This is a genomic window from Bradyrhizobium sp. Ai1a-2 (assembly GCF_000426245.1).
Taxonomy (GTDB): domain Bacteria; phylum Pseudomonadota; class Alphaproteobacteria; order Rhizobiales; family Xanthobacteraceae; genus Bradyrhizobium.
In genome coordinates this window covers 1-25,870 of the sequence record NZ_AUEZ01000039.1, presented here as the reverse complement: position 1 = coordinate 25,870, position 25,870 = coordinate 1, and the positions used below count along the sequence as shown (strand labels likewise).

Here is a 25,870-nt window from a genome sequence, read left to right as displayed (position 1 = left end):
AAGAGCGGGAACGAATATCAGCAGCACTTATCCCGTGGTGATTTGAGCCGGCCGGCTTGCAGCCACGTTAAATAAGTCGCTAAACAGGCCGGGGACCCTAGCGATCCCGGCCCTTTAGGCCGGTTTTTTTGTGACCATTTCCGAAAGGATGGTCACGTTGGAGGTCCTATGTCCGAGTCCAAATCATCCGCCCGCTACCGCCCTGAAACCCGGCTAGTTCATTCCGGAACGCTCCGCTCACAATTTGGCGAGACGTCCGAGGCGCTGTTCCTGACCCAGGGGTTCGTCTACGCCACCGCCGAGGAATGCGAGGCGCGGTTCAAGGGCGAGGATCCCGGCTTCCTCTATTCGCGCTTCTCCAACCCTGACATCTCCATGTTTGAGCGCCGCATGATCGAGCTCGAAGGCGCGGAAGCCGCACGCGCGACCGCGACCGGCATGGCGGCGGTGACGACCGCGATCCTCGCGCCGCTGAAGGCCGGCGATCACGTGGTGGCCTCCAAGGCGATGTTCGGCTCGTGCCGCTACGTGGTCGAGGATCTCTTGCCGCGCTACGGCATCCAGTCGACGCTGGTCGACGGGCTCGACCTCGACCAGTGGAAAAAGGCGATCCGGCCGAACACGAAGACGTGTTTCCTCGAGAGCCCGACCAATCCGACACTCGACGTGCTCGACATCGGCGCGATCGCGGAAATCGCGCATCAGGGCGGCGCGCGGCTGATCGTCGACAATGTGTTCGCCACCCCGATCTGGCAGAGCCCGCTGTCGCTCGGCGCCGACGTCGTGGTCTATTCCGCGACCAAGCATATCGACGGCCAGGGGCGCTGCCTGGGCGGCGTCATCCTCTCCTCCGAGGCGTTCATCAACGAGCACATCCATAACTTCCTGCGCCAGACCGGACCGTCGATGTCGCCGTTCAACGCGTGGGTGCTGCTGAAGGGGCTGGAGACCTTGGCGGTGCGGGTCCGCGCGCAGACCGAGACGGCGGCGAAGATCGCGGACGTGCTCGCAAGCCATCCGAAGATCACACGGCTGATCTATCCCGGCCGCGCCGATCATCCGCAGGCGGCCACCGTGAAGAAGCAGATGCGGTCGGGGTCGACCCTGATCGGGTTCGAGGTCAAGGGCGGCAAGGCCGGCGCGTTCCGCTGCCTCAACGGGCTCAAGATCTCGCGCATCTCCAACAATCTCGGCGACGCCAAGAGCCTCGTCACCCACCCCGCCACCACGACGCATCAGCGCCTGGCGCCGGAAGCGCGCGCCGAGCTCGGCATCAGCGAAGGCTTCATCCGCTTCTCCGCTGGCCTCGAGCACGCGGATGATCTGATCGAGGATTTCGCCCAGGCGCTCGAGACGGTGTGATTCAAGGCGAATGGCGAATAGGGAGTAGCGAGTGGTTTTTAGATCCTATTCGCTATTCGCCACTCGCCATTCGCGTCTTATTCACATCGGCCTATACGTCCGCACGTCGGCGGGCACGTTGACGCCAAGCTTGATCTGGCCGACCGACTTGATGATGTCGTCGCCGAGCAACTGCGCGAAGCAGGCATAGCCCCAGTCGTTCATGTGCAGGCCGTCGGCGATCACGAAGCTGTCGATCGGGATCGACTGCTTCTCGTGCCATTCACGCATCACCTCAAAGCGCGGGAAGATGCTGACATGGCGGAGCTCGGCGATCCGGTTGAGCAGCCGGATGATCTTGTTGGCGTTGGCGGCGCGCTCGGTGACGCGCGGCGAGTATTGGGGATCGACCAGCACCACGTCGGCGCCGGCCGCCTGGATCCGCGTCACGCCATCCTCGACCATCTTTCCGGTCTCGCTGGGATCGAGATCGCGCAACACCGCATTGGTGCCGACCTGCCAGATCACGAGGTCCGGATGCGCATCGATCACCTCGGTCTGCAGGCGCCGCATCATTTCGGGCGCGTCTTCGCCGCCCCTGCCGCGATTGACGACACGGATGTCGGCGCCGGGATATTGCCGGTGCAGTTGGGCCGCGAGCCGGTTCGGGTAGGTGAATTCCGGCGCCGAGGAGCCATAGCCCTGGGTCGAGGACGAGCCGAAGGCGATGATCGTGACCGGCTGGCCCGCGGCAAGCTTGCTCGCCACGTGGGGCAGCGAACCCATCGTCTTCGACACGCCCTTCGGCGACAGGCAAGGCACGCGACGGAAGATGTCGCCGGCGGACTTGGCGACCTCCTTCACCTTGTCGATCGCCTTGCCGGCAATGCCCCTCTGCGCAGCGTCGGCCTCAGCGGCGCCGGCCGCATTGGCCGCGGCGGCGACCGGTATCGACGATCCCGATTTGTCGGATGAGGGATAGGATTTCGCGCCCTCAGAAAGCGTCGCATGCTGGTCGCCTGGCGCAACCTGCGCGCGCAGCGGCGAGGTCACGAGCACCGATGCCGTGACGGCGGCGACCGCGACCAGCCATGTGCTTCGACAAAAAGGGCGGTAGCTACTCATTAACGCTGGTTCCCTTTAGTTCTGCTGCGCCGGTCCGAGGTGGGCCGCGTCGATCACGAATTTCGACAGCGCACGGCCGAGACAGGCATGCACCCGCTTGGCCAGCTCCACGCCGTGGGCGGCGCTGAACAGGTCGAAATCCCCTGCATCGTTCCAGTGACGCATGATGGCGAAACGATCAAACAGCGGAACGTCATGTTCCTGTGCCGACACCCGCATATTATCTAAGTATGGCGAGCCGGAAATCATGCTTTCGGTGCGGGGGCTGTATTGAAGGTTGACCAGGACCACGTCGGTTCCCGCCTGTTGCAACGCAGTAATCCCGGCATCGATGGCGTTGCGAAAATCGTCGGGATCGATCGATCGGATAGCATCGACTGTTCCCGTCTGCCAAATCACTAAAGTAGGCTTTTTTGCTTCCACGAGCTTAACGAGCCCGGCCGCCATATCCTCCGTGGTCTTGGCGCCCTGCACCTCCACGGACAGGTTCACGGTCGTCGAGGGCAGGCTTTCCTTGAGCGCCGCCTGCAACTTTGCCGGGTAGGCGCTGGCCTCGAAGGAGGGAATGGTGGAGGAACGGCTGCCGACCACGAGCACGTTCAGGGGCTGGCCGCTCCTCACCGCCTCGGCCACCCTGGTCAACGAGCTTTCGGTGGACAGCAGATTGGCCGGGACGTCACAAATCTGTTCGGCATCGCCGGCGCGTGCCGGGGCCGCGGCCAGATAACCGGCCAGCAGTGTCGCGCCCAGCACGGTCCATAAGCCGGACTTCATACCGCCCCTCCCGCCAAGTCGGCATTGCCACCGGCGCTCTTGTATCGCGAGGCGCCCTTGTCGGCGGAGTGCTTGTACCACGAAATCACCCACGCCATGGCGCACATGATGACAATCCCGGTGACGCTGACCAGGAAGTGCATCCCGGCGCTGCCGGACACCTCGGCCAAGATGAAATGCCCGGCAAATGCCAGAAAAACACCGAGGCAGAATATCTCAAGGGAGTGCTGGCCACAGAGGATCAAAGGTCGCAGCCACGGCGATTTCAGGCCCGGCCAATCCTTCGGCAGGACGCGAACCGTGATAGCCGCCAGCGCCAGGAAATGGGCAAAGCGCAATACGTCCAGATCGGTCTTGTTGATCGGGTACATCCACTGCTCGATGCGGCGCGGTACGATGTGGCCGAGCTGCGGCAGATACCAGGACAGCGTGACCAGGAACGCCGCGAACAGATAGGCGATGCAGATCCAGAGCGTGACGGGAGAGGCCAGGATTCGCGACATCCTTCTCGCGCCCCCTAGCGCACACCAGGCGCCGAACACGAACAGCAACTGCCAGGCGAACGGGTTGAACGCCCAGACGCCGTTCGGATAGGCGGTGAGATGGAGATCGAAATGCCAGGTCAGGACGTAGAGGCCGGCCGAGAGCGCCAATGTCACGTCGGTCCGCCATTTCATCAGCCACAGGATCAAGGGCAGGAACAGCATCAGCACGATGTAGAGCGGCAGCACGTCCATGTTGACCGGACGGAAGCGCAACAGCAGCGCCTGGACGATGGTGACATCGGGCTGCTTGAGGAAATCCATGATCCCCATCTCTTCGGAGTAGAGCGGGTTCTCGAAGCGGGTGGCGACGTAGGAGATTTCCGCAAGAAAGATCGTGAACAGGAACACATGCGCGACGTAGATCTGCCAGACGCGGCGCAGGATGCGCGCGGTCGCGACCACAAAACCGGCCTGAAGCATCGCGCGGCCATAGACGAAGGCCGCGGTGTAGCCGGAGATGAAGATGAAGATCTCGGTCGCGTCGGAGAAGCCGTAGTTGCGGATCGTGAGCCAGGTCAGGATGTTGGTCGGCAAATGGTCGATGAAGATCAGCCACAGTGCGAGCCCGCGGAACAAATCCAGCCGCAATTCGCGCTCGGAGGTCGCCTGCATCGTGATCGCGGGCGCGGCAACGACCGCTCCGCTCGCGTCCTTGGCGTCGGCAAGCTGCGTTCCGGAAATTGGATCGGCAATCGACGTCATCGGGCACCGTAAACGAACAGATTTTTGCGCCGCCCCGACTCGAAAAATATAATATCTGCCCGCAACTTGTAGACAAGATACGGCGATTGGACGCGGACGTTCGCGCCTTTAGAGCGGAACTATGGTCAAACGGCGATGAAAAACGCTGCTGAGCAAACTTTCGTCACCCGGCCCGACGATTGGTTCCGACGGACTTATTGGCTATGATATGATTTGAGGAGACTGAAACGTGTACCGCGCCGTCACCCGCGACATCGAAGTCACCGTCGAGCCGAACTTCCTGCCGGAACGTTCGTCGGTGGAGAACCGGCAATATTTCTGGTCGTACACCATTGTGATCACCAATTCCGGCACCGAGACGGTGCAACTGCGCACCCGGTATTGGATTATCACCGACGCCACCGGCCACCAGCAGGAAGTGCGCGGCGAAGGCGTGGTCGGCGAGCAGCCGGTGCTCGCGCCGGGCGAGCGCTGCTTCGAATACACCTCGGGCGTGCCGCTGCCGACCGCCTCCGGCTTCATGAGCGGCCGCTACCAGATGGTGAGCGAAAGCGGCGAACGGTTCGAGATCGATGTGCCGACATTTTCGCTCGACAGCCCGGCGGACGGGAAGAGGGTGTTGAACTAGCCTCTCTCGTCATGCCCCGCATCCAGTAGGCGGTGGCTTCTCAACTCAAGCGCGGACGCCTCTGGAATACTGGATCACCCGCATGCGCGGGTGATGACGGTTGTGTTTGTGGCGAGCGAGCGCGCCCTACTCCACGCCGGCTTCATCCGGCGTGAATTCGTACACCGACGAACAGAACTCGCAGGTGACGACGACCTTGCCGTCCTTCACCATGTCGGCGCGGTCCTTCGCCGTAAAGCTTTTCAGCATCGAGGACACCGCCTCGCGCGAGCACGAGCATTGCGCGCGCAGCGGCAAAGGCGCGAACACGCGCACGCCGCGCTCATGGAACAGGCGGTACAGCAGCCGCTCTCCCGACAGATCGGGGTCGAGCAGTTCGACGTCTTCGACCGTTCCGATCAGCGACTGACCCTCGACCCAGGCATCGTCTTCCGGAACCTCGTGAGCGACAGTGCCTTCGGGCGCATCGCCGGGATGCAGGTCGGCCTGCCGCGCGCGCTCCGGCGCCTTCGGCAGGAACTGCAGCAGCATGCCGCCGGCACGCCAGCGATGCTTGCCGCCGTCGCCGCCGCGCCATTCCTCGCCGACCGCAAGCCGCACGCGCGTCGGAATCTGCTCCGAGCGCAGGAAATATTCATGCGCGGCGTCTTCGAGGCTGCCGCCATGGAGCGCGACCAGCCCCTGGTAGCGGCTCATGTCCGGACCCTGGTCGATGGTCATCGCGAGATGGCCCTTGCCGAGCAGCGCGCCGGAAGCGAGCCCGTCCTGCAGCCGTGTCGCATCGTAGCGCGCATAGGCGCGCAGCCGGTCCGGCGCCTTGAAATCGACGATCAGGAACGAGACCGGGCCGTCGGTCCGGGTCTGCAGGATGAAACGGCCGTCGAATTTCAGCGACGAACCGAGCAGCGTCGTCAGCACGATCGCCTCGCCGAGCAATTTGCCGACGGCGGGCGGATAGTCGTGCTTGTGCAGGATGTCGTCGAGGGTGGGACCGAGCCGCGTCAGCCGTCCGCGCAGATCGAGCGCATCGATCTCGAATGGCAGCACCGCGTCGTCGACCGGCACGGCCGATGGCGCGCGGGTCGGCGTTTCCGTGATCTTGATGTCGGGGGATTGTGAAACCATGGCGCTCTATCTGGGGTCTTGAGAGGCGAAACGAAAGGGGTTCACGAAGTGTGAGTTCATCTGTCGTCCCTGCGAAGGCAGGGACCCATAACCACCGGCGATGGTGGTTGCGCTCCGCTGTCGTTCCAGCGAACGCGATCACATCGGCCTGTGGTTATGGGTCCCGGGTCAAGCCCGGGACGACAGCCGTTCTTGCAGTCGGCTACGCGACCGCGTCAAAACACCAGGCCAGAATGCCCTTTTGTGCGTGCAGGCGGTTCTCGGCCTCGTCGAACACCACCGACTGCGGACCATCGATCACCTCGTCGGTGACTTCCTCGCCGCGATGCGCAGGCAGGCAATGCATGAACAATGCATCGGGCTTCGCCAGCGACATCAGCTTGGCATTGACCTGATAGGGCCGCAGCAGATTGTGCCGGTGCTCGCCATCCTTGTCGCCCATCGACACCCAGGTGTCGGTGACGACGCAGTCGGCGCCGCGCACGGCCGCTTCAGGATCGTTGCCCAGCACGATCGGCGCCTGGGTCGCCTTGATCCAGTCCCGCATCGCCTTGTTCGGCGCGAGCTGCGGCGGCGTCGCGATGTTGAGCTTGAACTGGAAACGCTCGGCGGCATGCGCCCATGACGCCAGCACATTGTTGTCGTCACCGGTCCAGGCCACGGTCTTGCCCTGGATCGATCCGCGACGCTCCTCGAACGTCATCAGGTCGGCCATCACCTGGCAGGGATGCGAGCGGCGCGTCAGCCCGTTGATGACGGGGACGGTGGCATGCGCGGCAAGCTCCAGCAGCGCGTCGTGGTTGAGGATGCGGATCATGATCGCATCGACATAGCGCGACAGCACGCGCGCGGTATCGGCGATGGTCTCGCCGCGGCCGAGCTGCATCTCGGCACCCGTGAGCATGATCGATTCACCGCCAAGCTGGCGCATGCCGACATCGAACGATACCCGCGTGCGGGTCGAGGGGCGCTCGAAGATCATCGCCAGCGTCTTGCCTTCGAGCGGCGGCGTGCTCTTCTCATGCGCCTTCAGTCTCGCCTTCATGGCGGCGCCGGCAGCGAGCATGGCGCGCAGCTCATTGAGCGACATTTCGTTGATGTCGAGGAAGTGACGGGGCGCCGTGCTCATTGCCCCGCGGCCTTCTTCGAGGGATCGCTGGAGAGCGCCGTGCAGGCGCGCTCGAGGCAGGCCATCGCCTGCTCGATCTCGGCCTCGCTGACGATCAGCGGCGCGAGGAAGCGCACGACATTGTCACCGGCGCCGACCGTGAGCAGCTTCTGCTCGCGCAAGGCGTTGACGAGGTCGCCCGAGGGCACCACGGCCTTGACGCCGATCAGAAGCCCTTCGCCGCGCACTTCGGCAAGAATCGACGGATAGCGGTCGACGGCGGAGGCGAGCTTCTGCTTGAGCAGGAGCGACATCTTCTGCACGTAATCGAAGAAGCCGGGCTCAAGCATCACGTCGAGCACGGCGCTGGCCGCCGCGACCGCGAGCGGGTTGCCGCCGAAGGTCGAGCCGTGCGAGCCCGGCGTCATGCCGGACGCGGCTTCCGCGGTCGCAAGGAAGGCGCCAATCGGAAAGCCGCCGCCGAGCGCCTTGGCCAGCGACATCACATCGGGAGTGACCCCGGTGCGCTTGTACGCGAAGAGATCGCCGGTGCGGCCCATGCCGGTCTGCACCTCGTCGAAGGCGAGGAGCAGGCCATGATCGTCGCAGAGTTGCCGCAGCGCCTTGAAGAAGGCCGGCGGCGCGGAGCGCACGCCGCCTTCGCCCTGTACCGGCTCGATCAGGATGCCTGCGGTCTCTGGACCGATTGCGCGTTTCACCGCTTCGATGTCGCCATGCGGCACCTGGTCGAATCCGTCCATCGGCGGTCCGAAGCCCTCGAGATATTTGGCGGCGCCAGTCGCAGCGAGCGTCGCGAGCGTGCGGCCGTGGAAGGCGCCTTCGAAGGTGATGATGCGATAGCGTTCCGGATGACCCTTCGAGAAGTGATAGTGGCGCACGATCTTGATCACGCCCTCCATCGCTTCCGCACCGGAATTGCAGAAGAACACGAAGTCCGCGAAGCTCTGTTCGCACAGCCGCGCGGCAAGCTTCTCGCCGTCCGGGCTCTTGAACAGGTTCGACATGTGCCAGAGCTTTGTCGCCTGCTCCTGCAGCGCCTTGACCAGACGCGGGTGCGCATGGCCGAGCGCGTTCACCGCGACGCCGGAGGTGAAGTCGAGATAGCGCTCGCCTTTGGTGGAGATCAGCCAACAGCCTTCGCCGCGCTCGAAGCCGAGATCGGCCCTGGCAAAAACGGGAAGCAGATGCGACGTGGCGCTATCGGTCATGGCGATCACTGAAGGGTTTCAGACAAGCCTTTCAGATGAGCCTTGGCGGCGTGCAACGATGCGGACACGCGGCTAGAGCTCATCCAGCGAAAACAAAACGTGCCGCCTTTGCAGGGCGGCACGTAGAGGCATTCTATGCGTGCGGCGGGTGCTGTCAATCGCCAGGAAATCGCCAGGCTGCGCTGCAAAGTACCGGTAATCCGTGGCTTTCCGGTGCGGTGGAAAAGCCCGATTGCAATCCCTAAATATCGGAACATGTGGACGCGTAGGCGCGGACTCTTGCGCCAGAGTCACGCCATATTGTAGCGTCTCGCCTGTCGGGTACGACATCTCGTGCGGCAGTTTTGATCCCAAGAGTCCTCTGTGTGCAGCGTACACGTTCGGGCGCGGTTTTCGCGCCCGGCGAGCCTTAAGGGATTCTGCCCGCAGGGATTTTTGAGAATTGGCATCGCAGCGCTGTCCCAGGATCGGCCGGCGCAACGCGAAGGGAAACATGCGATGACGGTATTAACCTGGTCCGACGAACGCGTCGAGCAGTTGAAGAAGCTCTGGGAAGCCGGGCTCTCGGCCAGCCAGATCGCTGCGGAACTCGGTAACGTGACCCGCAATGCGGTGATCGGCAAGGTTCATCGATTGGGCCTGTCCGGCCGCGCCAAGAGTCCTGCTGCAGCCGCGCCGCGGCAGCGCAAGGCGCGTCCCGCACAGCCGATGATGCGCGTGGCGCGGCCGGTGTCCCGCGGCAACACCGCGCTCGCCCACGTCTTCGAGGTGGAGGTGGAAGCAGACCCGGTCGCGTATGACAATGTGGTGCCGATGAGCCAGCGGCTGTCGCTGCTCGAGTTGAACGAGGCCACCTGCCACTGGCCGGTCGGCGATCCCTCGAGCCCGGAATTCTTCTTCTGCGGCGGCAAGGCGCTTCCCGGCCTGCCCTATTGCGCGCACCACTCGCGTGTCGCCTACCAGCCGGCGGCTGACCGCCGCCGCCCGACGGTCAAGCCGTCACACGGCAAGTAAGTCGAGTTGTATCGATGATGTGGTCCCGGGCCTGGCCCGGGACCATGGACCGGAGCCCGGGTGAAGCGCAGCGCAACCCGGGAGCGCTGTATCAGCATATCCAATTTCCCCGGGTTACGCTTCGCTGCACCCGGGGCTACGGATTGAGGTCGGCGATTTACGGCTGCTCGGCCTTCGCGAAGCGATCGTCCAGCGCGTAGCCCGCGCCGCGGACGGTGCGGATCGGGTCCTGCTCCCGGCCGGGATTGAGCAGTTTGCGCAAGCGGCCGATGTGGACGTCGACGGTGCGCTCGTCGATATAGATGTCGCGGCCCCAGACGCTGTCGAGCAACTGCTCGCGGCTGAACACGCGGCCCGGATGCTCCAGGAAGAACTCCAGCAGGCGATATTCGGTCGGGCCGAGATCGATCGGCCGGCCCGAGCGCGCGACACGGCGCTTCTCACGGTCAAGCTCGATGTCGCCATAGGTGAGCACGGTGGCGAGCCGCTCCGGGCTCGCCCTGCGCAACAGGCCCTTCACCCGCGCGAGCAGCTCTGGCACCGAGAACGGCTTGACGATGTAGTCGTCGGCACCGGTGGCCAGTCCCCTCACGCGCTCGCTTTCCTCTCCGCGCGCGGTCAGCATGATGATCGGGAGCTGCTTGGTCTCCGGCCGCGCCCGCAAACGGCGGCACAGCTCGATGCCGGAGAGCCCCGGCAGCATCCAGTCGAGCACAACAAGATCGGGAATGCGTTCCTTGAGTCTTGTATCCGCGTCGTCTCCACGGGCGACCGTTTCGACATCATAGCCTTCTGCATCGAGATTGTAGCGCAACAGCGTCGTCAGCGCTTCTTCGTCTTCGACCACCAGAATGCGTGCGCTCATCGGCTTGGCTTCTCCTATAGCGGGATGACTCTCGTCTTGAACTGTCATCCCACTCTTCCTTTGATGTTTTGAGCAGGAACTTGGTGGAAAACCGGCGTGGATTTTCCCGGATGATGCTCTAGTTGCCCGGGACGGTCGTGGCGAACGTCGTCATGTCCCCCTTCGGTCGCTTGTCGGTGATCTGCTGACCTTCGATCATGTAGAACACCGTTTCCGCGATGTTGGTGGCGTGGTCGCCGATCCGCTCGATATTCTTGGCGCAGAACATCAGGTGGATGCAGAAGGAAATGTTGCGCGGATCTTCCATCATGTAGGTGAGGAGCTCGCGGAACAGCGAGGTGCAGATCGCATCCACCTCCTCGTCACTCTTCCAGACGTTCATCGCCGCCGGCAGATCGTGCGCGGCATAGGCGTCGAGCACGGACTTGACCTGCGACAGCACGAGGTCGGTCATGTGCTCCAGGCCGCGGATCAACTTCAGCGGCTGGAAGTCGTTCTCGAGAGCAGCGACGCGCTTGCCCATGTTCTTGGCGAGGTCGCCGATCCGCTCGAGGTCCGTCGCTACCCGCATCGCACCGACGATCTCGCGCAGGTCGACGGCCATCGGCTGGCGGCGGGCGATCGTCAGCACGGCGCGCTCTTCGATCACGCGCTGCAGGCTGTCAATCTCGATATCGGAAGCGACGACACGCTTGCCGAGCGCGATGTCGCGGCGGATCAGTGCATCGACGGATTCGGTGATCATCCGCTCGACCAACCCGCCCATCTCCGCGACCAGGCGAGTCAGTTCCTGCAGATCGCTGTCGAACGCCTTGGCGGTATGTTCAGAAGCCATGATGTCCCTCCTCAGCCGAACCGGCCGGTGATGTAGTCCTGGGTGCGTCGATCGCTCGGCGAGGTGAAGATCTTGCTGGTATCGTCGAACTCGATCAGTTCGCCCAGATACATGAAGGCGGTCTTGTCGGAGACGCGCGCCGCCTGCTGCATGTTATGCGTGACGATCGCGATCGTATAGTTCTCCGACAGTTCCTGGATCAGCTCCTCGACCTTGGCGGTCGAGATCGGATCGAGCGCCGAGCACGGCTCGTCGAACAGGATCACCTCGGGGCGGACGGCCACCGTGCGGGCAATGCAAAGGCGCTGTTGCTGGCCGCCGGAAAGGCTCAGGCCGGAGGCATTGAGCTTGTCCTTGACCTCGGTCCACAGCGCACCGCCGCGCAATGCCTTCTCGACGCGGTCGTCCATCTCGGACTTGGAGATCTTCTCGTAGAGGCGAATGCCGAACGCGATGTTTTCATAGATCGTCATCGGGAACGGCGTCGGCTTCTGGAACACCATCCCGATCCGCGCCCGCAGCAGGTTGAGGTCGAGCTTGGGGTCAAGGATGTTGGTCTGATCGAGCATCAGCTGGCCGGTGGCGCGCTGGCCCGGATAGAGATCGTACATCCGGTTGAAAATGCGCAGCAGCGTTGACTTGCCACAACCGGACGGACCGATGAACGCGGTGACGCGGTTGGTGCCGAGCGTCAGGTTGATGTTCTTCAGCGCATGGTGTTCGCCATAATAGAAGTTGAGGCTGCGTGCCGTGACCTTCGGCGGAGCTTCCGGCAGCGACTTCTGGGGAATGGCCGCGCTCGGGCTGGTCGTCGATACGGACAAATCGGTCATTTTGCGCTCCTTTCGGCGCCGAGGATACGCGCGCCAATGTTGAGCGCGAGCACGGTCAAGGTGATGAGCAAAGCCCCGCTCCAGGCGAGCTCTTTCCAGTAGGCGTAGGGGCTCTGCACGAAATTGTTGATGGTCACAGGCAGGTTCGCCATCGTCTTGGTCAGGTTCAGGCTGAAGAACTGGTTGGACAGCGCGGTGAACAACAGCGGCGCGGTCTCACCGGCAACGCGGGCGGTCGCCAGCAGCACGCCCGTGATGAGGCCGGAGCGCGCCGCACGATAGGCGATCCTCTTGATCACCAGCGAGCGCGGAAGGCCCAGCGCGGACGCGGCCTCCCGCAGCGGATTGGGAACGAGCAGCAGCATGTCCTCGGTGGTGCGCAGCACGACGGGGATGACGATCACCGCCAGCGCCAGACAGCCGGCCAGCGCGGAGAAGCCGCCCATCGGCACGACGACCGCGCCGTAGATGAACAGGCCGATGATGATCGATGGCGCGCTCAGGAGGATGTCGTTGATGAAGCGGATCACCGAGGTGAGCCGGTCATGCTTGCCGTATTCGGCGAGATAGGTGCCGGCGAACAGGCCGAGCGGGGCGCCGATGCCGACGCCGATCACGGTCATGATCACCGAGCCGACGATCGCGTTCAAGAGACCGCCATCGGTGGAGCCGGGCGGCGGCGTGTTCTTGGTGAAGACGTCGAGGCTGAGGCCGGCGAGGCCGTTATAGAAGAGCGTGAACAGGATCAGCGCCAGCCAGGTCACCCCGAACGCGGCCGCGGCGATGCAAAGCCCGCGGATGATGATGTCGTTGCGGCGACGCGCCTTGTAAATCGGGTTCATGGCTCAGTTCCCCGCCTTCCTTTCCAGACGCATCAGCATCAGTCGCGCACAGGCGAGAACAATGAACGTCAATACGAACAGCAGCAGGCCGAGCAGGATCAGGCCCGACTGGTGCAATCCGTCGCTCTCGGCGAATTCGCTTGCGATCGCCGCGGAGATCGTGGTGCCCGGCGCGAAGATCGAGGAAGAGATGCGGAACGAGTTGCCGATGATGAAGGTCACGGCCATGGTCTCGCCAAGCGCACGGCCGAGTGCCAGCATGATGCCGCCGATCACGCCGACGCGGGTGTAGGGGATCACGACGTTGCGGACGACTTCCCAGGTGGTGCAGCCGACGCCGTAAGCGGCTTCCTTCAACACGGGCGGCACCGTCTTGAACACGTCGACCGAGATCGCCGTGATGAAGGGCAGCACCATGATCGCCAGGATCAGCGCCGCGTTGAACAGGCTGAGATAGGACGGCGGTCCTGCGAACACCGCGCCCAGCACCGGCACGCCGTCGAACAGGCGGATCATGAACGGCTGGAAGGTGTTGGCCAGGAACGGGCCCAGCACGAAGAAGCCCCACATGCCGTAGATGATCGAGGGGATCCCAGCCAGGAGTTCAATCGCGATACCGATCGGGCGGCGCAGCCATTGCGGGCAAAGCTCGGTCAGGAACACGGCGATGCCGATGCCGACGGGAATGGCGATCATCATCGCGATGATGGAGGTGATGAGCGTGCCGTAGACCGGCCCGAGCGCACCGAGCACCGGCGGATCTGCCGACGGCGCCCAGCGCTGCGTGAACAGGAAGGCGAAGCCGTATTCCTTCATCGCCGGCCAGGCGCCGGCAATCAGTGAAAGAATGATGCCGCCAAGGATCAGGAGCACCGAAATCGCGCAGGCGCGGGTGATCCAGTAGAAGGTGATGTCACCGAGTTTGAAAGCGCTGAGGGCCTTGGCGCGATCATAAGGCCCAGCCGCTGCCATTGCGTCGCTTTGAACGGCCATGTCCGCCACGCCAATCCCCTATGTTGACTTGCTACAGAAAAAAGGTCGCTTCTTGTCGAGCGATCTTGCTGACGACTTTTTCCGGCGTCACTCCGGGGTCCGAGGACCAGACCCGGAACCCCCTTGGGGTTCCGGGATCACTTGCCGCACTCGCGCCCCGGAAGATGGGGCACGAGGGTCGCGATGCAAGGCTCAGCTCTTGATGTCCGACGACCAGGTCTTTTCGATCAGCTTGACGACCGCTTCCGGCATCGGGATGTAGTCGAGCTCTTCGGCCGCCTTGGCGCCCTTCTCGAACGACCACTTGAAGAACTTGATGGCTTCGGCCGAAGCCGCCTTATCCGTCGGCTCCTTGTGCATCAGGATGAAGGTCGCCGCGGTGATCGGCCAGGACGCATCGCCCGGCTGGTCGGTCAGGATCACGTAGTAGCCCGGAGCCTTGGACCAGTCCGCGTTGGAAGCAGCGGCCTGGAACGCAGCAATGGTCGGCTGCACGGTCTTGCCGGCCTTGTTGACCATCGCAGCATAGGTCAGCTTGTTCTGCTTGGCGTAGGCGTATTCGACATAGCCGATGGCGTTCTTGGTCTGGCTGATGTTGCCGGCAACACCCTCGTTACCCTTGGCGCCCACGCCCACCGGCCACTCGACCGCGGTGCCCGAGCCGACCTTGGACTTCCAGTCGGCATTCGACTTGGAGAGGAAGTCGGTGAAGTTGAAGGTGGTGCCCGAACCGTCCGAGCGGCGCACGACGGTGATGGCGTCCGAGGGCAGCTTCAGCTTCGGATTGAGCTTGGCGATCGCCGCATCGTCCCACTTGGTGATCTTGCCGAGATAGATGTTGCCGAGCACTTCGCCCGACAGCACGAGCTCGCCCGGCTTGATGCCTTCGAGGTTCACGACCGGCACGATCGCGCCCATCACCATCGGCCACTGGACGAGTCCGTCCTTCTCGAGCTGCTCGGCCTTCAGCGGAGCATCGGTGGCACCGAAGGTCACGGTCTTGGCCTGGATCTGCTTGATGCCAGCGCCCGAGCCGATCGACTGATAGTTCAGCCCGTTGCCCGTCTCCTTCTTATAGGCGTCCGCCCACTTGGAATAGATCGGGAACGGAAATGTCGCGCCCGCGCCAGTGATATCGGCCGCAAAAGCCGACGTCGACACGGCGACCAGGCCGGCAGCGACGATTGTCCTAAAGAAATTCATGGGGTGGTCTCCATCCTGTGAGCGAAGCGCCGGATGCGCCCGATCGCGCTCACGCCGGTCCGTTTAGGAGCGGTCGATGCTCGTTTTACGAAGGTTGAATGACAGTTGGATGACACATTCAAGCAATTGAAATTGCTTGATTTTAAGCCGCCGCGGCGACCTTCACCTGGGGAAAACAGGCGGTGAAAGTCGCACCGTTTTTAGGCACGCTTTCGATCAAGAGACGGCCGCGATGACGGTTAAGAATATGTTTCACCAAGGATAATCCAAGGCCAGTTCCGCCCTGGGCCCGGCTGTCGCCGACGTCGACCCGGTAGAACCGCTCGGTCAGCCGCGGCAGGTGTTCCGGAGCAATGCCGGGGCCGAAATCCCGCACCATGACCCGGATCTCAGGGGCGCCCTCCCCGGAGGCGGCCTCCTTCAGCGAGACGATCACCCGGCCGCCGGAGGCGCCGTATTTCAGGGCGTTCTCGATCAGGTTCTCGAACAGCCGCAACAACTCCTCGCGGTCGCCCGCGATCATCACCGGCATCTCCGGAAGCTGGATCTCGATCACGACCTGCCGCTCGTGCGCCAACGCCTCCAGGCCGTCGGCGACCTGGCGGATGATCGGGATCAGGTCGACGCAAGTATCGGGGCGGACATGGGCCGAGAGCTCGACCCGCGACAGCGACAACAGGTCATCGATCAGCCGCGCCATCCGCGTCGCCTGGGTATGCATGATGCCTAGGAAGCGCTCCCGCGCCCGCGGATCGTCCCTGGCCGGCCCCTGCAGGGTGTCGATGAAGCCCGACAGCGCCGCGAGCGGCGTCCGCAATTCGTGGCTTGCATTGGCGACGAAGTCGGCGCGCATTTCCTCGACCCGGCGCAGCGGCGTCAGGTCGTGGAAGGTCATCAGCATGCATTTGTCGGTGCCGCCGAACAGGGTCGGTACCGGCACCGGCGTGATCACCAATTCCATCCAGCGATCGACCGGCACATGGTCAAGATAGCTGGCGCGCCGCGGCTCGGTTGTGGCGATCGCCTCGCGCAACGCGGTGATGATCTCCGGCGAGCGCAGCGCGAACTGCGCCAGCTCGTTCTTGCGCAGCGCCGGCGCCAGCTGGGCCGCCGCGGCATTGAGGTGGATGACGCGGCCGGCGCGGTCGAGCAGCACCGCCGGGTCCGGCATGCCGGCGACGACGGCGGCAACTGCTCCGGTCTCGACCGGGTTGACGCTGCGGGTATCCTCGCGGGACGTCGCCACATCGTGCAGGCGCCAGGGCACCAGCGCCGCGGCGGCGATGCAGAGGAACACTGCAAAGGCGCGGATCAGCGACAGTTCATCGAGCGCGACCAGGACGCTGAGCGCCAACCCCGCCGCAAGCAGGACAATAGCCGAGTGCCGCAGCCGGTCGGGCCACGGTGAGAAGAAGGAGGAAGAGGATTCATGAAGTGCCATCGAGCCGGCTTCTTCCTGTTCAGGCGACGGCGTCAGGCGCTGGTGTCTCCGCGCTCGCGGACATAAACGGCCTCATGCCGCGGTTTGGCGTCGGAGCCAGCTGCCAAATGGCGCAGGCGCTTGATTCGCGCTCCAAGGATAAGCTCCCGAAACGTCAGCAAGATTACAGATATGACAAAAGGTGAAATATAGTAGAGCATCCGGAACAACAGCATCCCGCCGAGCAGGTCCTCACGGTCCATCTGCCAGAGGCCGACCAGCATGGCGGCGTCGAACACGCCGAGGCCGCCGGGCGAGTGGCTGGCAAAGCCCAGTAGCGTCGCCGAGACGAAGATGACGGCCACCACGATGAAGCCGAGATTGGGCTCGTCCGGCACCAGCACGTACATCGCCAGGGCGCAGAACCCGAGGTCGACGATGCCGATGCAGATCTGCAGGAGCGTGAGCGGGCCGCCCGGCAGCGTCACCGTCCAGGGCCCGCGCCCGACCACCCGCGGCTGGGTCCAGACCCAGACCACATAGGCCACCAGCGCGACGATGATCGTGAATGCCGCGACGCGATTGAGCCAGGGCGGAAGCTGATCGATCGAGGCGGCGGCTTCCGGATGATAGGCAATCCCGATGCCGAGCACGGCGGCATTGCCGAGCCAGAAGGTCAGCCCGGCCAGGAAGCAGATCTTGGCGACGTCGATCGCGTTCAGCCCCCAGGCCGAATAGATGCGGTAGCGGACCGCCCCGCCGGTGAAAACGCTGGCGCCGACATTGTGCCCGATCGAATAGGAGGTGAAGGCGGCAAGCGCGTTGATGCGGTAGGGAACGTGGCTGTGGCCGATCGCGCGCACCGCGAACAGGTCGTAGAAGGTCAGGGTGAAATAGCCGGCCGTCACGAACAGCGCCGCCAGGGCGATCTGGCGCGGCTCGGTGCCCTTGATGGCCTCGAGCACCTCGTTGGTGTCGATGCCGCGCAGCATATGATACAGCACATAGCAGGCAATCGCGATGACCGTGATGCTGATCGCAACGCCGAATCTGTGCAGGACCTGCTTCTGGCGCAGAAACGCGATCGCCCTGCGGATTGCTTGCAGCATCTAGACCTCGAGTTGCGATCCCGCGACGACGGCTACCGGGCGAACCCCGCCGACGCTCCGCTGTTCCCTCCCGCCTTTCGTAGCGCGTTTCGGGCCCAAGTGGAATTCGTCTGGCGACGATAAAACGCGCATCTTCAACACATTAGGGGGAGTTCATGACAGCAGATGCACAGTTTTGCTGCATTCTCGCAGATCCGACAAGGCTTTGACATGTTAGCGCGGATCGTAGCCAGCGCGCCACCGATGCGACCGAACGTCCCGGCGGCGACATCGGGATCAGAAAAATCGCGCCTGGCAGTCGCAACCCGGTAGCCGTCACTTGCCGTTCTCACCTCGCGACCTCACTTGGCGACCTCATCTGGCCGGCTGGCTGCGTGACACCACCCAGTCTCGCAGCCACGATCCCACCAGGCATCCGACGAGGTAGAGCGCAAACATGATCAGGAACAGGTCGAGCCAATAGCCGAAGCGGCCGGGAACGACGTGGCCGAGCGCAAGGGCGATCAGGATCACCGCGAGCAGCGCCAGCCATCGCGCCAGCTTTCGTGACACGCCTTCCCCGCGCTGCACCACCGATATCCAGCCCATCGCAAGGCCGATCAACAGCGCCGCGAGCAGCCAACCCCAGAAGAACGTCGCCAGATAGGCCATCACTTCACCACGAAATCGATGCGGCGGTTCTGCGCCTTGCCTTCTTCACTGTCGTTGCCGGCAAGCGGCTGCGCGGCGCCATAGCCGACCGCCTGGAAGCGCGTCGCGGGCAGGCCCGCCTTGACCAGATAGTCCATCACCGCTTCGGCGCGCCGTTCCGAAAGCGCCTGGTTGGCGCCCTCGTCGCCGTCGCTGTCGGTGTGGCCGGCGATCTCGATCGTGGCATTCGGGCAGCGCAGCGCGGTCTCGGTCAGGCGGTCGAGCAGGCCCATGGAGTCCGGCGAGATGTCGGCCTTGCCCGATTCAAACCGGATCCTCGCCTTCGACAACAGCTCGGTGAACAGCTGCTGGCACACGGTCGCGTCCACCGGGGCGGCGGCCGGCTTCACCGAAATATCGGCCTTGTACTGCCAGCCTTGCGGAAAATCGCGGCCGAGGCCAGCGCGGATCTGGTTGGCGGCGGCGTCATAGAATGCGTCGCCCGACAGCTTCACTTCGCGATCGCTCACCACGAGCGTGCCGGTCGACAGCCGCGACAAGGCGCCGAGCGCCGGCGCCACGGCGTTCGCAAAACCGGCAGGGGCGCCGAGGCTGGCCTTGAGGTTGTCGACGACCTTCTCCGAGAAGAACTTGCGCCCGGCCGCCGCGACGAGCGCGGCGTGAGCATTGTTGTCGGGGACATTGCCGGTAAGCGTCAGCGTCACCGCGACCGGATCCTTGTAGGCCTGGAAGATGTAGGGCGGCGCCTTGATGTCGTTGGCTGCGACCGAATAGCCGTCGGGCAGATTCCGCAGCGCTGCCGCGATCGCCTCGCGCCCGCCGAGCTCGCGCGCCATGCCGGACAGGTTGACCTTGGTGTCGGTCAGCGTGATCTTGCCTTCCTTCAACTTGCCGATCTGATCAAGCAGCAGCAGCGCCGCGCTGTCGAAGCGCGGCGGCGCGCCGCGAGCGAGCGACATCTGGTCGGCGACTTCGACGCCGCCAAGCGCGTTGCGGGCCGCTTCGAGCAGCTTGCCCTTGCTCGATGGTAACGGCGCACTACCGGCGAGCGTCACCCGGACGACGTCGCGCTCGGCCGACCAGACAAATGGCTTTGCTTCGGGAACGAGACGCGTCTCGTCATTGACGAGGCGCACGCCGGGCACCGCCTCGACGGAAGCCACCGCACTCTGACGGCCCTCCTCCGAGAACGCCTCGGCGGCAAACGTCACATCCCGGCCGGCAACGACGATCCTGCGCTTGTCAAGGATGGTATCCTTGAGCGCGGCGTTTGATCGCTCGGCGAGATCAGCCTCCACAGTTGCGGTCGAGGTCCAGGCCGCGATACCCCAACAGATGACCAGCGGAATCACGCCCGGCCACCACTTGCGACTCCACTTGAAAAGTTCGTGCATTCGGGGTCCTGGCTCCGGAACCAGAGAGAAAACAAACCCTTGGCTGACTGTCAAACCCGAAATACCGCTCTTGATACCGCCTTTGGCAAAGAGCCGCGTATAATCGGGCCGGCTAACCGTTTGTTCAGCGGTGGTTCGCTAATTTCGCTCCGCAATGCAACCGGCCGGCCGATTTTCCGGATGATGAAACAGCTCAGAAAAACCGTTATCCGCGCCGGACTCGAAGCGCTGTATTTCTCAGGAGCCCATTTCCTGCTGCGACCAATATTCGCAGGCGTCGGCGCGATCTTCATGCTGCACCATGTTCGGCCACGCCGCAACGATGAGTTCCAGCCGAACTTTCACCTCGAGGTTGAGCCGGAGTTCCTGCGCGCGATGCTGGAGCATCTGCGCTCGCTCGATATCGACATCGTCACCATGGACGAGATGCACCGGCGGATGACCGAGCGTGATTTCGCGCGGCGCTTTGCCTGCTTCACCTTCGATGACGGCTATCGCGACAACCGCGATCATGCACTGCCTGTCATGCGCGAGTTCGACGCGCCGTTTACTGTCTATGTCGCCAGCGATTTCGCGGAAGGCACGGGGCGGCTGTGGTGGATCGCGCTGGAACACGTGATCGCAAAGGCGGCCGCGATCGAGGTGCCGATCGGCGGAACGATGACGTCGATCGATACCTCGACGCCGGAGGCGAAACAGACTGCTTTCGAACAGCTGCACGATTGGCTGCGGAGTTTGCCGGGCGAGGAGGACGTGCAGCGCGAAGTCGCAGTGCTCTGTGCGCGCCATGATGTCGACGCAACGACGATCGCGCGCGAGTTCTGCATGTCCTGGGACGAACTGAAGGAGTTCGCCGACGATCCGCTGGTGACGATCGGTGCGCACAGCATCACCCATTGCAATCTCGCCCGCCAGGCCGAGGACGTCGCGACGTTCGAGATGACGGCCAGCCGGGAGCGGATCGAAGCGGCGCTGGCGCGGCCGGTGCTGCATCTCGCCTATCCCTATGGCGACAAGATCGCCGCCGGCCAACGCGAATTCGCGCTCGCCAGCGCCGCAGGCTTCAAGACCGCGGTGACGACGCGGCCCGGCATGATCTTCCCGGAAAGCGCCGATCATCTCACCGCCCTGCAGCGCGTTTCGCTGAACGGCAATTACCAGGACGCGCGCATCATCCCCGTCCTCACCTCCGGCGCCGCCACCGCCGTCTGGAACGGCTTCCGCCGCATCGACGCGGCGTAGCTCCGCCGTCGTAGCCCGGGTGAAGCGCAGCGCAACCCGGGGACCTTCAATGCGGCTGGCTTTCCCGGATTACGCTTCGCTACATCCGGGCTACGGCACCGGTTCCTTGACTTGCTTCCTTGCGCCTTTCACAAGCGTGGGCAAGCAATCGGAGGAACGCATGTTCAAGGATCTGTTTTCACTCAAGGGCCGCATTGCGCTGGTGACGGGCGGCTCGCGCGGCATCGGCAGGATGATCGCCGCGGGCTTCCTCGCGCAAGGCGCGGCCAAGGTCTACATCACCGCGCGGAAGGCCGGGCCGTGCGAAGAGACCGCAAAGGAGCTTTCGGCCGAATATGGCGGCGAGTGCATCGCGCTGCCGATCGACATCTCCAGTCTCGCCGGCATCGACATGCTGGCTGCCGAGTTCAAGAAACGCGAGCCCAAGCTCGACATCCTCGTCAACAATGCTGGCGCGGCGTGGGGAGCAGACTTCGACGAGTTCCCGGAAAGCGGCTGGGACAAGGTGATGAACCTCAACGTCAAGGCGCCGTTCTTCCTGACCAAGGCGCTGGCCGTGCCGTTGCGCGCAGCCGCGAGCGCCGAGCGGCCGGCGAAGGTGATCAACATCGCCTCGATCGACGGCATCTTCGTCAACCCGCTGGAGACTTATTCCTATGCCGCGAGCAAGGCCGGGTTGATCCACCTGACGCGGCGGATGGCGGTGAAGCTGATCAAGGATCATGTGGTGGTCACCGCGATCGCGCCGGGGCCGTTCAAATCGGACATGAACCGCGCGGCGCGCGACAATGCCGATGAGGTCGCGACCAAGGTGCCGTCGGGCCGGGTCGGCACCGACGAGGACATGGCCGGTGCTGCGATCTATCTCGCCTCCCGCGCCGGCGACTATGTGGTCGGCGCCACCATCACGGTGGACGGCGGCATCGTCTATGCGAATGCCGGGATCCAGGGCAGCGGCTGGGATAGCTGAGGGCGAGGACACGCTGCCGCCGCTCCACACTGTCATGCCCCGCGAAGGCGGGGCATCCAGTACGCCGTGACGTCAGTGAAATTCGAGAGGCCGGTGACTACTGGATCATCCGCCTGCGCGGGTGATGACAGCTCGGCAAGGCTTCACGACTCGATCTTCACATACTCGAAATCGCCTGGCTTGTTGTCGATGCCCACCTTCGGTGGCGATATCCACGAGGCGAACTTGCCGATTTCGGTGACGGACTTCATCAGCGAAGCGATGAAGTCGCCATCTTCGGTTGACGGCAGCCATTCGTTCTTTCGCTTCGCCCAGGTGGCGTCGTCGATCAGGATGCCCTCGGGCGTCGCGTTGACATCCCTAAACTCGCCGATGGCACGGTGGAAGGCAACGTGCGGCACCGCGAGCTTGTAGTCGTAGCCGGCGGTCGAGATCACCTTGTTCCACCGCAGCATGCCCTTGACGCAGTCCTGGGTGTAGTCGTCGCGCAGGCGCATGTTGAGCGCGGTCAGCGCCAGTTCGTCGACCAGCTTGAGCTCGCCGTCGACCAGCTTCAGCACCGGATAGGTCGAGTTCTGGAGCTGATGATCGTCATCGATCGTCGTCTCCTTGTAGCGGCCCTTGATGCCGGCGTTGAAGGCGTTGGCGGCGTTGGTCGAGACCTCGGAGCCGAACAGATCGAGCGACAGCGAATAGTGCAGGTTCAGCTTCTTCTGGATGGTCGGCAGGTCGATCACCCCTAACGCCCGCACTTTCGCGATGTCGTTCGGATCCTCGATGCCGGCCTCTCGCATCGCCTCGCAGGTCCGCTGCACGACACGGCTGATGCCGGTCTCGCCGACGAACATGTGATGCGCTTCTTCCGTCAGCATGAAGCGGCAGGTGCGCGACAGCGGATCGAAACCGGACTGCGCCAGCGAGTGCAGCTGCATCTTGCCGTCGCGGTCGGTGAAGTAAGTGAACATGAAGAAGGACAGCCAGTCCGGCGTCGCCTCGTTGAAGGCGCCCAGCATGCGCGGCGCGTCGGCGTCGCCCGAGCGGCGCCGCAACAAATCATCCGCTTCCTCGCGGCCATCGCGGCCGAAATATTTCTGCAAGAGATAGACCATCGCCCAGAGATGGCGGCCCTCCTCGACATTGACCTGGAACAGGTTGCGCATGTCGTAGAGCGAGGGCGCGGTCTTGCCGAGATGACGCTGCTGCTCGACGGAAGCCGGCTCGGTGTCGCCCTGGATCACGATCAGGCGCCGCAGCATGGCACGGTGCTCGCCGGGCACTTCCTGCCAGGCCGGCTCGCCATAATGCGCGCCGAACGGCACCACGCGGTTCTCTTCCTGCGGCGCGAGCAGGATGCCCCAGCGATATTCGGGCATCTTGACGTAGTCGAACTTGGCCCAGCCGCGCGGATCGACCGAATAGGCGGTGCGCAGATAGACCAGCGACTGCTGGAAGCCTTCCGGCCCCATGTCGCTCCACCAGTCCATGTAGCCGGGATGCCAGCCCTCCAGGGCTTTGAGGACCTGGCGGTCCGCCGACAGATTCACGTTGTTGGGAATCTTGGTCGAGTAGTCGACGTTCATGATGTTCATGGGGACCTCCCGTTGGAGATGATCTCGTCAAAAGCTGGCAGCGGACCGTGGGCCGGCGAGTAGCGAATGGCGAGTAGCGAATAGAAACCATTCGCCATTCGCTACTCGCCCCTAAACTCTCGTCATGTCGAACTGCGCCTTCTGGCCGGTGCCGTAGCGACGCAGCGCGCCTTCTTCGCCGACCGCATTGGGGCGCTGGAAGATCCAGTTCTGCCACGCGGTCAGACGCGCAAAGATTTTCGATTCCATCGTCTCGGGGCCGACGAAGCGCAGGTTCGCTTCCATGCCGGTGAGGCCATCGGGGGAGAAGCTGGTGCGCTCCTCCAGGAACACGCGCACCTCGTCGTCCCAGTCGATGTCGTCGAGCGCAAAGGTGACGAGACCGAGCTCCTCGGCCTCTTCCGCATCGAGCGCCTTGCCGATCGCGCCGCGCGCGCGCTCGAGATCGGCAGGGTCGGCCTGGAAGCGCGATTCCAATCGCGTGAGGCCATGGCTCATCGGATAGGGGCCGAAGTTCATCGCGGTGAGCTGGATCGCGGGCGGCGGGCGATTGTCGCCCTCGCGCGAGCCGATCAGCATGTAGGAGCGGTCGGCGGCGAACACGAGTTCGGCGAGCGTGCCGACGAAGCAGGAGCCAGGCTCGACCAGCGTCACCAGCGTGCGCGAGGTGACGTCGATGCGCTTCAGCACGCGCTTCCAATAATGATTGATCTCGTTGACCAGCCAATGCGCCTTGTTGGCTTCGAGGAAATCGTCGTAAGCGACGACTTGGGCAGGATCGCCGTGGCTCTTGAACACCAGCATCGCGATTCCGAGCTCGTTGATGCGCAGATGCAGGATCGCATCATCGAGCTCGCGCGCAACCTGCAGCGGCCAGAACGAGGCGCCCTGCGCGACCAGGCCGTCGATATCAGCAGGCGGCGCGGCCTCCGGCGCCTGGATCGAGATCGTCGCGATGCGCGCGGCGCGATCGATATCGATGCTGACGAAGTTGTAGCGGATGCTGTTCTCGTCGATCACGCGGTTGAGCGGCGAGAGCGTAATGCCCTTGCCACTACCGCTGCGGGTCGATTTGCCCGCGAATTCCTTGACGCGCTCGGCGAGCTTGCCTTCGAGCTTGCTGTTCGACGCGATCTCGTCGACGAGGCGCCACTGCACGGCGCGCTTGCCCTTGATGCCTTCCTCGATAGTGCAGAAGAAGTCGGCATGGTCGCGGCGCACCTTGCGCTTGTCGACGACGCGCGTGAGACCACCGGTACCCGGCAGCACCGCGAGCAGCGGCACTTCCGGCAGCGCCACGGCAGCCGCGCCATCGTCGGCGAGGATGATGTGGTCGGTCGCGAGCGCGAGCTCATAGCCGCCGCCGGCCGCGGTGCCGTTGACGACCGTGATGAAGCGCTGGCCGGAGTTCTCGGAGGAGTCCTCGATCCCATTGCGGGTCTCGTTGGTGAATTTGCAGAAATTCACCTTGTGCGCGTGCGTCGAGCCCGCGAGCATGCGGATGTTGGCGCCGGCGCAGAACACGCGGTTCTTGCCCGAGCGCATCACCACGACCTTCACATCGGGATGCTCGAAGCGCAGCCGCTGCACCGCGTCGGCGAGCTCGATGTCGACGCCGAGGTCGTAGGAATTGAGCTTGAGCTGATAGCCCTCGAACAGGCCGGCGTTCTCGTCGACGTCCATGGTCAGGGTCGCGACCTCGCCGTCGACATCGAGCTTCCAGTGCCGGTACCGGGACGGGTCGGTCTGGAAATCGATGTATTTCGCGCCATTTGCGAGCACGCGATCTTCACCGGCCATGAGCCACCCTTGCACGTTATTGGTTATCTGATCATGCACAATAATGCATGTTTTGGAATGGGTCTAGTCAAAAACGCGAGAACATGCACTTTGCTTCATGTTAATCCACCTCTCCCGCTTGCGGGAGAGGTCGGCGCGAAGCGCCGGGTGAGGGCTCCCTCCCCACGGACGATCCCATCGCGGAAACACCCCCACCCCAGCCCTCCCCCGCGAGCGCAGGGCTATCGCATATGGCTGAGGAGCTGCATGAGGAAAGCATCGTCCCAGCCGGCACGTTTGATCTTGAGACGGATGGATTTGCGATCGGGGTGGGTTCGCAGGAGATTGAGGGCGAGCCGACGCAGAATGGCCAAGTTCTCCGGCGCATGATCCTTTCGCGCGCGATTGCCGTCTTCGGCGAAGTGGACGTCGAGCACCCAATGGAGCTGGTTCTCGATGGCCCAGTGGCTGCGCGTAACGTGGAGCAGCCGTTTGGGGGAAATGTACTTGGACAAGAGATAATGTCGCACGACCGGCGCATCGGCAGGCCGGCC

General features: G+C 63.7%; 24 protein-coding genes and 1 riboswitch. Of the genes, 5 read left to right on the top strand and 19 right to left on the bottom strand.

Annotation, left to right across the window (positions count from 1 at the left end):
* Positions 1-24 precede the first annotated feature (24 nt).
* A riboswitch (SAM riboswitch) is annotated at positions 25-104 on the top strand.
* 64 nt (positions 105-168) lie between these two features.
* Positions 169-1,362, top strand: coding sequence for an O-succinylhomoserine sulfhydrylase (locus K288_RS0123615; protein WP_027581789.1), 1,194 nt, complete (start codon positions 169-171; stop codon positions 1,360-1,362).
* 81 nt (positions 1,363-1,443) lie between these two features.
* Here K288_RS0123615 and K288_RS0123610 read toward each other — a convergent pair whose 3' ends face one another.
* From K288_RS0123610 to K288_RS0123600, 3 genes are read right to left on the bottom strand one after another with little or no spacing between them, the layout of a single operon-like run.
* Positions 1,444-2,466 (bottom strand): SGNH/GDSL hydrolase family protein, encoded by a 1,023-nt coding sequence (locus K288_RS0123610; RefSeq protein ID WP_027581788.1) that lies wholly within the window; start codon positions 2,464-2,466, stop codon positions 1,444-1,446.
* 15 nt (positions 2,467-2,481) lie between these two features.
* Positions 2,482-3,240, bottom strand: coding sequence for a GDSL-type esterase/lipase family protein (locus K288_RS0123605; protein WP_027581787.1), 759 nt, complete (start codon positions 3,238-3,240; stop codon positions 2,482-2,484).
* Complete coding sequence (locus K288_RS0123600; protein WP_027581786.1) at positions 3,237-4,487, bottom strand: OpgC domain-containing protein; 1,251 nt, start codon at positions 4,485-4,487, stop codon at positions 3,237-3,239. Before K288_RS0123600 ends, K288_RS0123605 begins: the two co-directional genes overlap by 4 nt.
* Before the next feature lie 229 nt (positions 4,488-4,716).
* On the opposite strand from K288_RS0123600, the gene apaG reads away from it, so the two are divergent.
* Positions 4,717-5,115, top strand: a complete 399-nt coding sequence (apaG, locus tag K288_RS0123595) for a Co2+/Mg2+ efflux protein ApaG (protein ID WP_027581785.1) — start codon at positions 4,717-4,719, stop codon at positions 5,113-5,115.
* A 126-nt stretch (positions 5,116-5,241) separates the two neighbouring features.
* On the opposite strand, the gene K288_RS0123590 is transcribed toward apaG, so the two are convergent.
* The 3 genes from K288_RS0123590 to K288_RS0123580 all read right to left on the bottom strand — a co-directional run bounded on the left by K288_RS0123590 (position 5,242) and on the right by K288_RS0123580 (position 8,577).
* Entirely contained in the window at positions 5,242-6,240 is a 999-nt protein-coding gene (locus K288_RS0123590) for an Hsp33 family molecular chaperone (RefSeq protein WP_027581784.1), read from the bottom strand.
* Between the two features lie 202 nt (positions 6,241-6,442).
* Positions 6,443-7,369 (bottom strand): ornithine carbamoyltransferase, encoded by a 927-nt coding sequence (gene argF, locus K288_RS0123585; RefSeq protein WP_027581783.1) that lies wholly within the window; start codon positions 7,367-7,369, stop codon positions 6,443-6,445.
* Positions 7,366-8,577, bottom strand: coding sequence for an aspartate aminotransferase family protein (locus tag K288_RS0123580; protein ID WP_027581782.1), 1,212 nt, complete (start codon positions 8,575-8,577; stop codon positions 7,366-7,368). The genes argF and K288_RS0123580 overlap by 4 nt, the downstream gene beginning before the upstream one ends.
* A gap of 498 nt (positions 8,578-9,075) precedes the next feature.
* Here K288_RS0123580 and K288_RS0123575 point away from each other — a divergent pair, with 498 nt between their 5' ends.
* Positions 9,076-9,591: a GcrA family cell cycle regulator gene (locus K288_RS0123575; protein ID WP_027581781.1), complete on the top strand. Its 516-nt coding sequence runs from the start codon at positions 9,076-9,078 to the stop codon at positions 9,589-9,591.
* A 157-nt stretch (positions 9,592-9,748) separates the two neighbouring features.
* Here the strand turns inward: K288_RS0123575 and phoB are convergent, their stop codons facing one another.
* The 10 genes from phoB to K288_RS0123525 form a co-directional block, all read right to left on the bottom strand.
* On the bottom strand, positions 9,749-10,456 hold the full coding sequence (gene phoB / locus K288_RS0123570) for a phosphate regulon transcriptional regulator PhoB (protein WP_027581780.1): 708 nt from the start codon (positions 10,454-10,456) through the stop codon (positions 9,749-9,751).
* Positions 10,457-10,574: 118 nt separating this feature from the next.
* Positions 10,575-11,291, bottom strand: a complete 717-nt coding sequence (phoU, locus tag K288_RS0123565; protein WP_027581779.1) for a phosphate signaling complex protein PhoU — start codon at positions 11,289-11,291, stop codon at positions 10,575-10,577.
* A gap of 11 nt (positions 11,292-11,302) precedes the next feature.
* On the bottom strand, positions 11,303-12,124 hold the full coding sequence (pstB, locus tag K288_RS0123560; protein ID WP_027581778.1) for a phosphate ABC transporter ATP-binding protein PstB: 822 nt from the start codon (positions 12,122-12,124) through the stop codon (positions 11,303-11,305).
* Positions 12,121-12,966 (bottom strand): phosphate ABC transporter permease PstA, encoded by an 846-nt coding sequence (gene pstA, locus K288_RS46350; protein WP_028163451.1) that lies wholly within the window; start codon positions 12,964-12,966, stop codon positions 12,121-12,123. Before pstA ends, pstB begins: the two co-directional genes overlap by 4 nt.
* 3 nt (positions 12,967-12,969) lie before the next feature.
* Positions 12,970-13,959: a phosphate ABC transporter permease subunit PstC gene (gene pstC / locus K288_RS0123550; RefSeq protein WP_043160514.1), complete on the bottom strand. Its 990-nt coding sequence runs from the start codon at positions 13,957-13,959 to the stop codon at positions 12,970-12,972.
* Positions 13,960-14,151: 192 nt separating this feature from the next.
* A complete protein-coding gene (gene pstS / locus K288_RS0123545; protein ID WP_027581776.1) occupies positions 14,152-15,162 on the bottom strand; it encodes a phosphate ABC transporter substrate-binding protein PstS in 1,011 nt (336 codons plus the stop codon).
* A 142-nt stretch (positions 15,163-15,304) separates the two neighbouring features.
* Positions 15,305-16,603 (bottom strand): ATP-binding protein, encoded by a 1,299-nt coding sequence (locus K288_RS0123540; protein ID WP_027581775.1) that lies wholly within the window; start codon positions 16,601-16,603, stop codon positions 15,305-15,307.
* A 32-nt stretch (positions 16,604-16,635) separates the two neighbouring features.
* Positions 16,636-17,691, bottom strand: a complete 1,056-nt coding sequence (locus tag K288_RS0123535) for a lysylphosphatidylglycerol synthase domain-containing protein (RefSeq protein WP_027581774.1) — start codon at positions 17,689-17,691, stop codon at positions 16,636-16,638.
* 354 nt (positions 17,692-18,045) lie between these two features.
* Complete coding sequence (locus tag K288_RS0123530) at positions 18,046-18,342, bottom strand: hypothetical protein (protein ID WP_027581773.1); 297 nt, start codon at positions 18,340-18,342, stop codon at positions 18,046-18,048.
* On the bottom strand, positions 18,342-19,736 hold the full coding sequence (locus K288_RS0123525; protein WP_027581772.1) for an OmpA family protein: 1,395 nt from the start codon (positions 19,734-19,736) through the stop codon (positions 18,342-18,344). Before K288_RS0123525 ends, K288_RS0123530 begins: the two co-directional genes overlap by 1 nt.
* Positions 19,737-19,919: 183 nt before the next feature.
* On the opposite strand from K288_RS0123525, the gene K288_RS0123520 reads away from it, so the two are divergent.
* Both K288_RS0123520 and K288_RS0123515 read left to right on the top strand, forming a co-directional pair.
* On the top strand, positions 19,920-20,978 hold the full coding sequence (locus K288_RS0123520) for a polysaccharide deacetylase family protein (RefSeq protein ID WP_027581771.1): 1,059 nt from the start codon (positions 19,920-19,922) through the stop codon (positions 20,976-20,978).
* Positions 20,979-21,138: 160 nt separating this feature from the next.
* Entirely contained in the window at positions 21,139-21,948 is an 810-nt protein-coding gene (locus K288_RS0123515) for an SDR family oxidoreductase (protein WP_027581770.1), read from the top strand.
* A gap of 143 nt (positions 21,949-22,091) precedes the next feature.
* On the opposite strand, the gene boxB is transcribed toward K288_RS0123515, so the two are convergent.
* From boxB to K288_RS46345, 3 genes are all read right to left on the bottom strand, one after another.
* Positions 22,092-23,528, bottom strand: coding sequence for a benzoyl-CoA 2,3-epoxidase subunit BoxB (gene boxB / locus K288_RS0123510; protein WP_027581769.1), 1,437 nt, complete (start codon positions 23,526-23,528; stop codon positions 22,092-22,094).
* A 120-nt stretch (positions 23,529-23,648) separates the two neighbouring features.
* Positions 23,649-25,337, bottom strand: coding sequence for a 2,3-epoxybenzoyl-CoA dihydrolase (boxC, locus tag K288_RS0123505; RefSeq protein ID WP_027581768.1), 1,689 nt, complete (start codon positions 25,335-25,337; stop codon positions 23,649-23,651).
* A gap of 221 nt (positions 25,338-25,558) precedes the next feature.
* Positions 25,559-25,870, bottom strand: a 312-nt coding sequence (locus K288_RS46345; RefSeq protein ID WP_027583589.1) for an ISAs1 family transposase, incomplete at its 5' end; no start/stop codon positions are given.

Coding starts and splice junctions, on each gene's coding strand:
- K288_RS0123615 (WP_027581789.1), top strand. CDS start 169: ATGTCCGAGTCCAAATCATCCGCCCGCTACCGCCCTGAAACCCGGCTA.
- K288_RS0123610 (WP_027581788.1), bottom strand. CDS start 2,466: ATGAGTAGCTACCGCCCTTTTTGTCGAAGCACATGGCTGGTCGCGGTC.
- K288_RS0123605 (WP_027581787.1), bottom strand. CDS start 3,240: ATGAAGTCCGGCTTATGGACCGTGCTGGGCGCGACACTGCTGGCCGGT.
- K288_RS0123600 (WP_027581786.1), bottom strand. CDS start 4,487: ATGACGTCGATTGCCGATCCAATTTCCGGAACGCAGCTTGCCGACGCC.
- K288_RS0123590 (WP_027581784.1), bottom strand. CDS start 6,240: ATGGTTTCACAATCCCCCGACATCAAGATCACGGAAACGCCGACCCGC.
- argF (WP_027581783.1), bottom strand. CDS start 7,369: ATGAGCACGGCGCCCCGTCACTTCCTCGACATCAACGAAATGTCGCTC.
- K288_RS0123580 (WP_027581782.1), bottom strand. CDS start 8,577: ATGACCGATAGCGCCACGTCGCATCTGCTTCCCGTTTTTGCCAGGGCC.
- K288_RS0123575 (WP_027581781.1), top strand. CDS start 9,076: ATGACGGTATTAACCTGGTCCGACGAACGCGTCGAGCAGTTGAAGAAG.
- phoB (WP_027581780.1), bottom strand. CDS start 10,456: ATGAGCGCACGCATTCTGGTGGTCGAAGACGAAGAAGCGCTGACGACG.
- phoU (WP_027581779.1), bottom strand. CDS start 11,291: ATGGCTTCTGAACATACCGCCAAGGCGTTCGACAGCGATCTGCAGGAA.
- pstB (WP_027581778.1), bottom strand. CDS start 12,124: ATGACCGATTTGTCCGTATCGACGACCAGCCCGAGCGCGGCCATTCCC.
- pstA (WP_028163451.1), bottom strand. CDS start 12,966: ATGAACCCGATTTACAAGGCGCGTCGCCGCAACGACATCATCATCCGC.
- pstC (WP_043160514.1), bottom strand. CDS start 13,959: ATGGCCGTTCAAAGCGACGCAATGGCAGCGGCTGGGCCTTATGATCGC.
- pstS (WP_027581776.1), bottom strand. CDS start 15,162: ATGAATTTCTTTAGGACAATCGTCGCTGCCGGCCTGGTCGCCGTGTCG.
- K288_RS0123540 (WP_027581775.1), bottom strand. CDS start 16,603: ATGGCACTTCATGAATCCTCTTCCTCCTTCTTCTCACCGTGGCCCGAC.
- K288_RS0123535 (WP_027581774.1), bottom strand. CDS start 17,691: ATGCTGCAAGCAATCCGCAGGGCGATCGCGTTTCTGCGCCAGAAGCAG.
- K288_RS0123530 (WP_027581773.1), bottom strand. CDS start 18,342: ATGGCCTATCTGGCGACGTTCTTCTGGGGTTGGCTGCTCGCGGCGCTG.
- K288_RS0123525 (WP_027581772.1), bottom strand. CDS start 19,736: ATGCACGAACTTTTCAAGTGGAGTCGCAAGTGGTGGCCGGGCGTGATT.
- K288_RS0123520 (WP_027581771.1), top strand. CDS start 19,920: ATGAAACAGCTCAGAAAAACCGTTATCCGCGCCGGACTCGAAGCGCTG.
- K288_RS0123515 (WP_027581770.1), top strand. CDS start 21,139: ATGTTCAAGGATCTGTTTTCACTCAAGGGCCGCATTGCGCTGGTGACG.
- boxB (WP_027581769.1), bottom strand. CDS start 23,528: ATGAACGTCGACTACTCGACCAAGATTCCCAACAACGTGAATCTGTCG.
- boxC (WP_027581768.1), bottom strand. CDS start 25,337: ATGGCCGGTGAAGATCGCGTGCTCGCAAATGGCGCGAAATACATCGAT.